The organism is Roseibium sp. MB-4, assembly GCF_053005265.1.
Genome location: NZ_JBRKQB010000001.1, coordinates 1 through 12,211 on the forward strand (window position 1 = coordinate 1; position 12,211 = coordinate 12,211).

The 12,211-nt window shown below is 55.5% G+C and carries 11 protein-coding genes; 7 read left to right on the top strand and 4 right to left on the bottom strand.

Going from position 1 to position 12,211, the window contains the following annotated elements; genetic code table 11:
• The first annotated feature begins 260 nt into the window (after positions 1-260).
• The 3 genes from ACVDG4_RS00005 (at position 261) to ACVDG4_RS00015 (ending at position 4,126) form a co-directional block, all read left to right on the top strand.
• A complete protein-coding gene (locus tag ACVDG4_RS00005) occupies positions 261-974 on the top strand; it encodes a substrate-binding periplasmic protein (protein ID WP_447233555.1) in 714 nt (237 codons plus the stop codon).
• Between the two features lie 156 nt (positions 975-1,130).
• On the top strand, positions 1,131-3,113 hold the full coding sequence (gene thrS, locus ACVDG4_RS00010) for a threonine--tRNA ligase (protein ID WP_447233556.1): 1,983 nt from the start codon (positions 1,131-1,133) through the stop codon (positions 3,111-3,113).
• A gap of 170 nt (positions 3,114-3,283) precedes the next feature.
• A complete protein-coding gene (locus ACVDG4_RS00015) occupies positions 3,284-4,126 on the top strand; it encodes a lysophospholipid acyltransferase family protein (RefSeq protein WP_133946800.1) in 843 nt (280 codons plus the stop codon).
• Between the two features lie 49 nt (positions 4,127-4,175).
• Here the strand turns inward: ACVDG4_RS00015 and ACVDG4_RS00020 are convergent, their stop codons facing one another.
• The gene (locus tag ACVDG4_RS00020; RefSeq protein WP_209173890.1) at positions 4,176-5,270 is read right to left on the bottom strand and encodes an RgsD C-terminal domain-containing protein; all 1,095 of its coding nucleotides are present in this window, start codon (positions 5,268-5,270) and stop codon (positions 4,176-4,178) included.
• A 180-nt stretch (positions 5,271-5,450) separates the two neighbouring features.
• Between ACVDG4_RS00020 and ACVDG4_RS00025 the strand changes: the two genes are divergently transcribed.
• The 4 genes from ACVDG4_RS00025 to ACVDG4_RS00040 all read left to right on the top strand — a co-directional run bounded on the left by ACVDG4_RS00025 (position 5,451) and on the right by ACVDG4_RS00040 (position 9,650).
• Entirely contained in the window at positions 5,451-6,047 is a 597-nt protein-coding gene (locus tag ACVDG4_RS00025) for a nitroreductase family protein (RefSeq protein ID WP_447233557.1), read from the top strand.
• Between the two features lie 2 nt (positions 6,048-6,049).
• Positions 6,050-6,652, top strand: a complete 603-nt coding sequence (locus ACVDG4_RS00030) for a flavin reductase family protein (protein ID WP_133946802.1) — start codon at positions 6,050-6,052, stop codon at positions 6,650-6,652.
• A gap of 318 nt (positions 6,653-6,970) precedes the next feature.
• Complete coding sequence (locus ACVDG4_RS00035; RefSeq protein ID WP_447233558.1) at positions 6,971-8,380, top strand: transglycosylase SLT domain-containing protein; 1,410 nt, start codon at positions 6,971-6,973, stop codon at positions 8,378-8,380.
• A 109-nt stretch (positions 8,381-8,489) separates the two neighbouring features.
• Positions 8,490-9,650, top strand: a complete 1,161-nt coding sequence (locus ACVDG4_RS00040) for a DUF2336 domain-containing protein (RefSeq protein WP_447233559.1) — start codon at positions 8,490-8,492, stop codon at positions 9,648-9,650.
• 92 nt (positions 9,651-9,742) lie between these two features.
• Here ACVDG4_RS00040 and ACVDG4_RS00045 read toward each other — a convergent pair whose 3' ends face one another.
• From ACVDG4_RS00045 to ACVDG4_RS00055, 3 genes are all read right to left on the bottom strand, one after another.
• Positions 9,743-10,270, bottom strand: a complete 528-nt coding sequence (locus tag ACVDG4_RS00045) for an Hpt domain-containing protein (protein ID WP_447233560.1) — start codon at positions 10,268-10,270, stop codon at positions 9,743-9,745.
• A gap of 117 nt (positions 10,271-10,387) precedes the next feature.
• Positions 10,388-11,200 (bottom strand): NAD kinase, encoded by an 813-nt coding sequence (locus tag ACVDG4_RS00050; RefSeq protein ID WP_447233561.1) that lies wholly within the window; start codon positions 11,198-11,200, stop codon positions 10,388-10,390.
• A 154-nt stretch (positions 11,201-11,354) separates the two neighbouring features.
• Positions 11,355-12,179 (bottom strand): trypsin-like serine peptidase, encoded by an 825-nt coding sequence (locus ACVDG4_RS00055; RefSeq protein ID WP_447233562.1) that lies wholly within the window; start codon positions 12,177-12,179, stop codon positions 11,355-11,357.
• Positions 12,180-12,211 lie beyond the last annotated feature (32 nt).

Genomic DNA, 12,211 nt, shown 5'->3' on the forward strand with positions numbered 1-12,211 from the left:
TCTTCTGTCAACTCAAAGAGTTCAAGCGAATCGCCATGCGGGCCTGCAAAACCGATCGCAGCTTCGAGGCATTCATTTACATCGCAGCGGCCGTCATCAATTCAAAATGAATCCCCACAAACCCTAGAACGCTAGCCGTCTTAAGATGTTTTTGATTTCGCCCGCGATCAGGGAACTCTCTGGCAAGTCCAGGCTGGCTTGCCGCTCAAAGGCACAGTGTTTTGCTGAATAGGTTCAAATCGTTTTTCACAGTCTCGGGAATGTTGAGCCTAACGTTCCTGTTGGCGCCGGGCTCTCTTGCTGCAGATGGCTGTAACAAGATGACCGTTGCAGCCGCCGAGATTCCGCATTTTGTTGAGAGTGAGAGCGAAGGGGAGTTCGTCGTTTTATTGCAGTCCGCGGCAAGGCGCGCGGACTTGGCTTTGGACATCAGGCTTTATCCGAAAAAACGCGCTCTTGGATTGTTTCAGATGGGGGTGGTCGACGCGCTGATGCCCCATTCCAGTGCTGGCGCGGATGTCGCGTCCTACAAATCGCTGCCAATTCTAACGAAGCGCGACTTTGCGTTTGTTCGAAAGAGTGGCTCGGTGCCGGCAAGTGTTTCTGATCTGGAAGGCCTCCGGATCGGCTTGACTGCCCAATACGCCTATCCGAAATCGCTAACGGCCAACGATGAAATCGACTTCAGCCGCGAGCCAAACTCGGATCTGGACAATATCAGAATGTTGTCCGCGGGCCGTCTGGACGGGTCGATCATCGAAGAGCAATCCGGCCTGAGGGCAATTGCAGAAGCAGGTGTCGACAACATCGTTTACGATGAAACCAGCCCGATCAATGAACTCAGCGTCTGGATCCTTTTCGCCAAAACGGAGTGCGGCGCGTTGCATGCCGAAAAGATCAACTCCGCTTTCCGGGCCATGATCAACGACGGAGAGTGGGCTGCAATCAAGAAGGCTGATCCGCCGAACGGATAGGTGACTGTCAGCCCGTTTCTGCGGATCGACCCAGACGATCATCTCGCCGGTTTCGGAAAAGGTTGCCGTTTTAGGCTGAATCCCGTATCAGCACACATCTCAAGACCAAAGACATCGCTTACCTGCTGTGTGTGCAGGAGTGAGCAGGAGACTGACATGATTCAATTGACCTTCCCCGACAATTCCGTGCGCGCCTATGAAGCTGGGACTTCCGGTCTCGACGTGGCGACCGGCATTTCCAAATCGCTGGCCAAAAAGGCCGTCGCGATGACCCTCGACGGGGAGTTAAAAGACCTCACCGATCCCATCGATGCGGACGCCAATATCGAGATCGTGACCCGGGAAGACCCGCGCGCGCTGGAGTTGATCCGGCACGATGCAGCTCACGTTATGGCGGAAGCTGTTCAGGAGTTGTGGCCGGGTACGCAGGTGACCATCGGGCCCGTGATCGAAAACGGTTTTTACTATGACTTCAAACGGGTTCACCCGGAAGGATCGGCCAATGCCGGGTCTGACTGGCCGTTTAACCCGGAAGAGCTGCCGATCATCGAAAAGAAAATGCGCGAAATCATCGCGCGCGGTGCGCAGTTCACAAAGGAAATCTGGACCCGCGAAGAAGCCAAGACCTATTTTGCCGCCAAGGGTGAGCACTACAAGGTCGAGCTTGTCGATGCGATCCCGGAAGACCAGGAAATCAAGATCTACAAGCAGGGCCAGTGGCTGGATCTCTGCCGTGGCCCGCACATGGTTTCCACCAAGCAGATTGGCGACGCCTTCAAGCTGATGAAGGTTGCCGGTGCCTATTGGCGCGGGGACAGCAACAATGAAATGCTGACCCGCATCTATGCGACAGCCTGGCACAATGAGAAGGAGCTGAAAGGCTACCTTCACATGCTGGAGGAAGCGGAAAAGCGCGATCACCGCAAACTCGGCCGCGAGATGGACCTGTTCCATTTCCAGGAAGAAGGACCGGGCGTCGTCTTTTGGCATCCGAAGGGCTGGGACATGTTCCAGAACCTGATTGCCTATAAGCGCCGCCGTTTGCGCGGGACGTATGACGAGGTGAACGCACCGCAAGTACTGCACACCTCGCTCTGGGAAACCTCCGGCCACTGGGGCTGGTACAAGGAGAACATGTTCGCCGTTCAGAGCGCGGATCCAGAGAGCGAGGACGATCGCGTCTACGCGCTCAAGCCGATGAACTGCCCGGGCCACGTTCAGATCTTCAAGCACGGTTTGAAGAGCTACCGCGACCTGCCGATGCGCTTGTCCGAATTCGGCGTTGTTCACCGTTATGAGCCGTCAGGTGCCTTGCACGGCTTGATGCGCGTGCGCGGCTTTACCCAGGATGATGCCCACGTTTTCTGCACCGAAGAGCAGATGGCTGACGAATGCTTGAAGATCAACGATCTCATTCTGTCGGTCTACAAGGATTTCGGCTTTGAAGAGATCGTCGTCAAACTGTCGACACGGCCGGAAAAACGCGTTGGCTCCGATGAAAATTGGGATCATGCAGAAGGCATCATGTCCGATGTGCTGAAGCAGATCGAAGAGCAATCAGACGGCCGCGTGAAGACGGATATCTTGCCGGGCGAGGGCGCGTTCTACGGACCTAAGTTCGAATACACGCTTCGGGATGCGATTGGCCGGGAGTGGCAGTGTGGCACGACCCAGGTTGACTTCAACCTGCCGGAACGCTTCGGCGCGTTTTATGTTGATCACAACGGCGAAAAGAAAACGCCGGTGATGATCCACCGGGCGATCTGTGGCTCCATGGAGCGGTTCCTCGGGATCTTGATCGAGAACTATGCCGGGCACTTCCCGCTGTGGTTCGCACCCTTGCAGATCGTGGTTGCAACCATTACGTCAGAGGCTGACGATTATGGTCAGGAAGTGGCTGATCTTCTGCGCTCTAAGGGCCTGAAGGTTGAAACCGACTTCCGCAACGAGAAGATCAACTACAAGGTCCGCGAGCACTCGCTTGCCAAGGTTCCGGTCATCCTGGTCTGCGGCATGCGGGAAGCGGAAGAGCGTACGGTCAACATCCGCCGTCTTGGTTCCAAAAACCAGACGCCGATGGGATTGGACGAAGCGGTGGCCGCATTTGTCGAAGAAGCGACGCCGCCGGATCTGAAATGATCGAACTTCCGTTTTGTTAACGGAAAAAATGCCAGCTTGCACACTGCCCTTACTTAAGGGCAGTGTGATGTCATACGGCTGCAACAGAGAGTCTGTTAGAGCGTTTCAATTCCGCTGGTCCGGACGCGGGTAGCGGGTACAAACAATGTAACAAACGAAGTCGGCTTATCGTGGATTACGCAGAATTCAGCTACGCCAACCCAGATCACCATCCGCTGAAACGCATGGTGATCCGGTCGATTGAGCGCTTGTCAGGGCGCCGGAAGCTTCTTGATCTTTACGAGATCTGGAAGCAGTCCATCGTAACCACAGATTACATGTGGAGCGAACTTCTGCGTCTCATCAACATTCGTGTCTCGGTGGACAGTGGTGAATGGCCGCCCAAGGATGTGCCGGATGGGCCTTTGGTTCTGATTGCCAATCACCCGTATGGCATCGGCGATGGTCTGGCAATTCTGTCCCTTGCCGAACAACTCGGCCGCCCGTTCAAGATCATGATCAACAACGAGCTGCTCAAGCTTCCTGAGATTCGGCCATTCTCCTTGCCGGTCGATTTTGAGGAAACCAAAGAAGCGCTCAAGACAAATATGGCGACCCGCAAGGAGGCGCTGAAACTCCTGGAAGAAGGCACGACGATTATCGTGTTTCCAGGTGGGGGCGTTGCAACGGCGCAAAAGCCGTTCGGCCGTGCCGAAGAACTGCCATGGAAAACCTTTACGGCGAAGATGATCCGCTCATCCAAAGCGACCGTCTTGCCGATCCACTTTGAAGGCCAGAATTCCTGGTTGTTTCATTTGGTCAGCCGGTTCTCGCTGACCCTTCGTCTTTCGCTTTATGTCCGCGAGTTTCGCCGGACACTCGGGCAGGCAATCCGGGCAAGGGCAGGGGCGCCGATCCCATATGAAACCATTTCTGGTTTCAAGGACCAAAAAGAAGTCATGGATTTCTTGCAGTCTAAAGTAATGGAAATGGCACCGGCCGAACAAAAAGAACGGCTGCTCAGCCGTCATTGACCGGCGGTCGCTTTGCTTTCCTGGAAAATTCTGAAATCTCCAAGGGCGATCAGTTCGCCCTTGATGATCCGCTGACCAATTCGCTGATCGAAGAGACCACTTCCACTTCGCGGTCTGCACCTGGCTCAACCGTGAACGTATGAAGGTAAGTCCTTCCGTTGTTGCGGGCCACTGCCTCATATTCACCCGCCGCAAGAACAAAGTCAGGAAACGCGCCGGTGGCTTCGACGACCACATCACCGCCTGGTGACAAAACCGACCAGGTGGTGTTGGCGATGGCTTCGCCGCCGCGTTCATTGACAAGCTTCAGCGTGATGTCGGCCGCTTTGTGGAAAATTGTCGCTTCAGTTAGCTTGCCCGGAAGGACCTGGATGTCGGCGCGGATTTCGGCGTTCGCATCCCCGTATCGGCTAACAATGTGGTAAGTGTCTGCGTTCAAACGGATTATCGAACCAGGCTTCACGCTGCTGGCGATCAGATCTCGTTCGCCGCGCTGATCGAATTCCCGACTGTAAATGTCGAACGTCACCGGCCCGCTTTCTAAAGGAGCACCGTCCGGCAGCGTGGCGTCGAATTTGATGCCGCCGGCATTTAACGTCACCATTTTCGATAGGACTTCCTTGCCGATCACGATCCGGTTGGTAGCCTGCGCATAGCCGTAGGAGGTGTGGATCATGTATGCACCCGGATCCAAACGGAATTCGGCATCCCCGCCTTTCGACGTGGCAATCAACTGAAGCCGGCCATCGGCGTTGGTCGTTTCGGAGTAGATGCGCCAAATGAGATTGTCGTTCAGCGGTTGGCTGTCACGTGTCAGCTTCGCCATGAGATAAAGTGCGCCGCCATCCAGCCCGTCGGCCGTTCCTTGAATGCCGCCGGATGCGGGCGCGTAAGGAACCAGCGTGTTGTCCGAGAACAAGGGTTCCGGTTCGCGGTCGAGAAGATTCTGAATGGGTTCCTGAGACGCCGCGGACGGTGCGTTTGGATCCGGCTTCATGGCAGGCGGCATCGGCGCACTGGTTTGGGCCTGTGCTGTGCCAGGTAGCGCTGAAATCAGCGCCGCGCAGAGCGCAGTCATGACGAACCGCTGCACCTTGGTGCGCGTGTCTTTGATCCGGTTCAACAAAGTCGTTGGATTCTGCATGCCCACTTATTATCGTTTTGGCCAAGCGATGTCATCTGGTCAGCGGTACCTTCCAGCCTGTTTCTTGTAATGGACCTTAAAATTTGGCGAATTCAAGACCTGAAGAGTGCAGTTGACAAATCCCAACAATCAATTAGGTAGATAGTTGCAAATGAAACTATCTGCGGAAAGGCAGACCGAATGTCCGAGTTTGGCAGGGGATCACCTCAAACCTTGGAGTTTTTGCGGACCCGCCGGTCACACCCATCTGTCACCATGTCGGCGCCTGGCCCGGATGATGCCCAGCTCACAGATCTGTTGACCATTGCCGCGCGCGTTCCGGACCACGGAAAGCTCGCGCCTTGGCGCTTCATCACTTACCGGGCATCGCAGGGCGAAAAGATCGGGGCCTTCCTTTCAGAGCTTTATGCCAGAAAGAACGGACCGCTTGATGAAGCCCAGACCGACAAGGAACGGACGCGGTTCACGCGCGCGCCTGTGGTTGTCGGTGTTGTAAGCAAGGCCGCAGAGCACCCGAAAATACCTGTCTGGGAACAGCAGCTTTCTGCCGGCGCCGTTTGCATGACCCTTGTTTCTGCAGCCGCTGCTGCTGGCTTTGCCTCTCAGTGGTTGACGGAGTGGTATGCGTTCGATGAAGAAGCGGGGCGTTATCTCGGTCTTCAAGATGGTGAGCGGTTTGCAGGTTTTGTTCATATCGGAACAGCCACGCAGCCGCCCGTTGAACGTCCGCGGCCGGATCTTTCCGAAATAACTTCCAACTGGACGGAAACGGACTGAATATGTTCTACGAAACAGAAAAAAACGATCACGGACTGCCGCATAATCCATTTAAGGCGATCATCGCACCGCGGCCGATCGGTTGGATTTCCAGCGTCGACAAGGATGGGAAAACCAATCTGGCTCCCTACAGTTTCTTCAACTGTGTCTGCGATACGCCGCCGATCGTGATGTTCTCGTCCTCCAACTATAAAGACAGCGCTGCCAACATTGATGCGACCGGTGAGTTCGTCTGCAACATGGCAAGCTACGATCTGAAAGACGAGATGAACCTGTCCTCCGCTGCCGTGCCGCACGAGAAATCTGAATTTGAGTTGACGGGTTTGGAGATGGCTCAATCCAATCTCGTTAGCGTGCCGCGGGTTGCCAAGGCGGCAACTGCCCTGGAGTGCAAGCATCTTCAGACCATCCGTATGAAAGGTCTCGACGGAACCGATACGAACAGCTGGGTCATTTTCGGTCAGGTGGTCGGGGTGCACATTTCCGATGATGTAATCGTCAACGGCATGGTGGACGTGACCCGGTACAAGCCGCTCTCCCGCCTCGGCTACATGGATTACGCTGTGGTGACGGAAGTATTTCAGATGGGCCGTCCCAAAGTTTGAGTATCTGACCGAGAATCGACAAGGCGCTGTAGTGAACAGCGTCTTGTCTCATTATGAAACAATGAATTTTCCGTCTAGCAACTGATTTGTCCCAAATATTTCCGGACTAACCCGGCAATTTTTTCCCAAGAAAAATCGCAGGAAACAGCCAAAGTCCACAAATGCCTGAGATTGCATTGGCATAGTTACGTAGGAGCCGTTAGGTTTTCGTTTCTCTAATAAATGAATCGGTCCCGCCTGTGGCTTGTTAAGGTTTTGTTAACCTTTTTGGCGCGAAAGTTAACGAAGTAATAATTAGTTTCGTCGAGGAGGCCAGTCATGCGGGTTGCTGACACTACCTCGGTCGCGTCTAGGATCGAGCTTGCGTTTCAGTCTGCGAGTACATCCACAGGAACGTCGTTTGACTATCTTGTGAAAACAGCCGCACGGGAATCTTCGTTTAATCCGTCGGCCAAGGCAAAAACATCGAGTGCTACAGGCTTATTCCAGTTCATAGAGTCCACCTGGCTCGAAACAATGAAACAGGCCGGGCCAAAGCACGGGTTGGACAAGTACGCGGACCATATTCACCGGTCAAAAAGCGGTAAGTACTATGTCAGCGATCCCCAGATGCGCCGGGAGATCCTTGATCTTCGCAAGGATCCTGAAATCTCGTCTGTCATGGCGGGGGCTTTGACCCAGAAGAACGCGCAGTATCTTGAGCGCCGGATTGGCCGTGAGCCGACGGACGGCGAGCTCTATATGGCGCATTTTCTTGGTGCGAACGGTGCAAGTCGCTTGATCGAAAAAACCGCGGCAAATCCCGACATGCGCGCCGATCAGGTTTTTTCCGCACAAGCGCGGGCCAACAAGCCGATCTTCTACCATCGAAATGGCCAGGCCCGGTCCATGGAAGAAGTCTATCAGGTGATTGTGTCCAAGCATGATGCAGTCAACATGATTGCTGAAGCCGGCGGACGTAAAAACCTCAGGACCTCTGGCGAGCTTTTGAATGTGGCAGCTCTGCCGAATGCGAAGCCGGCATCTGGAGCGCCAGTAACGGCACCGGTTCCGTTTGATGATCTGGCGGGAGATCCGGCTGCAGCTTTTGCGATGCGGTCCAAGCCACAGCCGCCCAGCATGATGGCAGAGGCAAAGCCGAAGGACTTTGACCATTTGGCAGGGGATCCGGCCGCACAATTCGCGATGCGGTCCAAGCCGGATGCACCAATGCAAATGGCGGCGGCGACAGTGCCCGTCCAGCCGGAACTGCCGCTTGACCTTCCTGAAAGGGTTGCAAATGCGCCTGTTCCGGAGGGACGTCCGCAGACTGTCGCGGTTGCCGATCCAGGGGCGAGTGATCCGGCACAATCTCAAGCACAGGCTCAACAAGTGGCAAGCGCTCCGCGGCCTGATCCTGACGACCCGCGTGACGCGAGTATCAATCAGGCCCCCGATCAAACCGCGAGCCGTGTGTTGTCCGCGTTCCAGGCAGCCCAGACCGCGAACCCGTTTGAAGCTCTGTTCCGCAATGATCCCGGTTCCGATCAGGCAGGCGTCAATCCAAGGTTTGCATCCGCCTTTGCGGCGGTTGAAGAGGCTGCGCTCTACAGCGCTGTTTCTGGAGCATCTACTCAGGTGGCTGCCCAGGAATTGGCCCTTGTCAACCAAGGTGGTCCGTTAGACCTCACACGGTTTCTTCGCTTGAAGGCTCAGGAAGAACAGAAAGACTTACTGCCTCCGGCTTAGGTTTGGGAGGTTGAAGACAGGCGGGGGCATGTCAAAATTATGGTGAACGGATCGTTAAGTCTTTGATGTCAGGATAGTTCAAATACTATTCAGGACTGACGTTAAGAGCATGACCGTTCACGACATTCTGCACCTCACCGACACTGATCAGGCGGGCCTCGATATTGAGGCTGCACGAACCTATGCAGAGCGTTATTTGGCTGCCGAAGAAGGCAGCCTGGAACGGAAAACCATGGCGGCAGCACTTACAGTTCTTCTGGATGATCCGAGCCGGCCGGTTCGCAAAACCGTCGCGAAGGTATTGGCTGCGAGCGCGCATGCACCGGGACACGTGATCCGTTTTCTGGCGCAGGACGTTGATGAGATCGCGGTCCTTGTTCTGAAATCTTCCCCGCTCTTGAACGAAACCGAGCTGGTGGATCTTCTGGCCGAGGGAAGTCCAGAAGTTCAGTGCGCCATCGCAGAACGCGAATCTGTCCCTGCAGGTGTTAGCGCGGCTATGTGCGAAGTTGCTGATGAAGCGGCCTGCATGGCCTTGCTTAAGAATCCAGGGGCAACAGTTTTGAAGTCGTCTCTGGTACGGCTTGCCGAACGTTTTGAGCAACACCCCGATCTTTGCGATGAATTGCTGAAACTCGGCGATCTGCCAATACCTGTGCGCTACGAGTTGTTGATGGGGCTTGCACAGAACCTTGAGAACCATCCCGTTGTTTTGGAACGTGTTCCAGAGCATCAGCGCGATGTGTTCCTGTCGGATGCAATCGACAAAGTTGTCCTTCGCCTCGCGCTTGAGGCAAAAGATGACGATCTTCCCGAATTCGTGGAACACTTGCGGGCCAGTGGTCGATTGAACACGCGTCTTCTACTGCGGGCTGTTTGTTGCGGCCGTCTACGCTTCTTCGCGGCAGCTTTGGCAAACCTTGGCAACATGCCTCTGCCACGCCTGTGCAAGGTTTTGCTGACTGTCCGCCGCGCAGCACTTCAAGCCGTTTTGAGAAAGGCTGGATTGCCAATCCGGTCACACCAGGCGTTCCTGCTTGCGATCGATATTGCCCGCAAGGCTGAGGCTGACTTCAGCTATGACCTTGCCCTTGAAGAAGCGCGGGCTTTGACCGAAACGTTGCTGTCTGAAATGCAAGACGGTGCTTTTGGTGCGGATGATGATATCAATGCATTCCTGCGTCGGTTTGCGATCGATGTCGCCCGCCTTGAGGCACGCTCGGTTCTGAAAAAGAGCCCCGGAGATCTTCGCTCGGTCAATGCTGCGTGATTCCCAACGCCGGGCAGCATTGGTGCGCGGAGCGCGAATCTGATCCAAAATACGATGGGTAGTGATTCAGGCTTGCTGCTGGTCGCGTCCGCCTAGTTCTCGTCTGTTTCTTTGGACGGGAACTGGGCAAGATAGGTGTCGGTCGCCGTGCGCAGCGTTTCCAAAAGCTCGACACCGGTCTTGTTGGCGGTGTCCTTAGCGCCTTCAATCACCATCGCCCGGATTGCTTCAACAAATCCTTCCGCGAGCCCTACCGGCAGATCGTTGGGCGTTGGAATGTTTTCAAGCAAGTGACAAAAGCTGGAAGCAACGTCGCCGACGAGCGGAAAGCCCAGTGTTAGCGCCTGGCCCTTGATGTTGTGCGCCGATTGATAAAGGACATCTATCGTTTCGGAGGAAATGCCGTCCGCTTTGACGGAGTCCCAAGCACCCACGAGCGTTTTGGCTTCGTTTTCCATCCAGTTGCCAAAATGCGGAGCGATCCTTTGCAGAGCAGCTTCTGCAGCTTTCACAGGATCAAACTTGCGTGCCTCGCGAGGTGTCAGTTCACGGACCTTCTTCCGCAGATCTGTCGGCGGCTGCAGAATTTCGTAATCTTGATCCGGAGCGGTTTCAGCCATTGCGGCAGGGTCCTCATCGTTGCAGTGAGCGATCACTCACGATCACCAGTATGCGTAAACAACTTTAACAGGGTCTTTCCCGCCGCCAAGTCTTTCGCAGGTGGCCGATCAGGACCGCTAGTATCTGAACATTTCCGTCAGGATCCGCTCATCCCAGCCGTGATCGTCATCAAACATGATCCGGCCTTCCTTTTCCGTGGACTCCCGAACCGACACTTTTGTGACCCTGCGGATCTCGCGGTGATCCGCAGAGGCGCTGACCGGCCGTTTTTCAGGGTCCAGGATTTCGATATCGACCGCCGCCCAATCGGGAAGCAATGCACCGCGCCAACGGCGTGGGCGGAAGGCGCTGATTGGGGTCAAGGCAAGCAACTGCGCTGTGATTGGTAGAATCGGACCGTGCGCGGAGAGGTTATACGCCGTGCTGCCGGCAGGTGTTGCCACAATGATCCCATCACAAATCAGTTCTTCCAACCGAACGCGGCCATCGACCGAAATCTTCAGGCGCGCAGCCTGGGATGTTTGGCGGAGCAGGGAGACTTCGTTGATGGCGAGCGCGGAATGCTCCGCGCCGTTGTCATCGGTGGCCGTCATCTCCAGTGGGTAAATTGCCGTGGTGTCCGCTTTGGCAAGACGTTCCCGCAGGCCATCTTCCCGGTACTCGTTCATGAGGAAGCCGACCGAACCACGGTTCATGCCGTAAATCGGCTTGTTTGTTCCCATCTGTGCATAGAGGGTTTCCAGCATCAGGCCATCACCGCCCAGTGCCACTATGATATCGGCATCAGCGATCGGAACTTCACCATATTGCGCCGCTAGTGTTTCCCGCGCGTGCGTCGCCTCATCCGTGTCACTGGAGACAAAGGCGAGCTTCTTGTCAGTGATCTGGCTGGCATCGTCCGGCTGCGGGGAAGAAACAATACGGTTCATTGATCAACAAGGGCCTGGACGAGAGTTGTCTTATGGATTTTATGCCGCCACGGCGCTGTGGCGCCAGCTGTCTAAGGACTAGGCCATGCCCTTGAAAAATTAGCAAGTGCCGGTGGTGGGAAACAGGTTCGCAGTCGAAGGTGAGACGAAGCTATCAGTCAATTGTGGGACGCAAAGCCGTTTGGGCTGCATCGCCGCTTTCAGGACAAACCGGGGAGGCCAGAAGTTCCTGCCACTCGAAAAAGGGTACGATAGCGGATCGGATATCGTCGATTTTTGCAGACATTACACCGGCCACTCTGAGCCCATCCGGGGTTGCTACTAGCAAAGGTCCGCCCGATGCGCCGCTTTCCGAAGAGCAGTTGGTAACCCAGCTGTCTTCTACGGTGCCGATCACCTGGCAGGTTGAGACGACGGTTGGCAGAAAACGGCGGCTGCGGCGATAGCCGGCTGAATCGAACCGGGTGTCCTGAGTCAACACCGCAGCATCCTCAGGTGACAGAGCCGGGACGGCAGGCAGCTTGGCGTTTTCCTTCAAAATTAAGATCCCGACATCGGTATGCACATCAGCCAGTTTCGGTTGTTTCTTCGGAGCATAGCCCTTGGCAGACAAGGCGCAGGCCACCTCCAGGCGCGCAGAAAACTCGTCTCGGCGGACACCGGCGATGAAGAACATGTCGTCTTCCGGAAACTTCTTCAGCGTCGCCTTGTTGTAAAGGCAGTGTGCTGCGGTCAGCACGATGTTCGGCGCAATCAGTGTGCCGGTACACATGGACGTGGTGCGGTAGCCAGCCACATTTACCCGGCCAATGGAAGGCCAAGGCGCGTCCGTGCTGTCGATGACCTTAAGAGCTGGTTCTGTTGCTGCAGCAGTGTCAGAAAGGACGAGGCAAGACAGTGCGAACACGGCCGCATAAGCGGCCGCTAGCCTGCGCCACAGTGTTCCGCTGCTTGATGTAATCCCACTGAGGACAGCCACGTTTTGAAGCCTCCGACGAACCTAAGCTGACC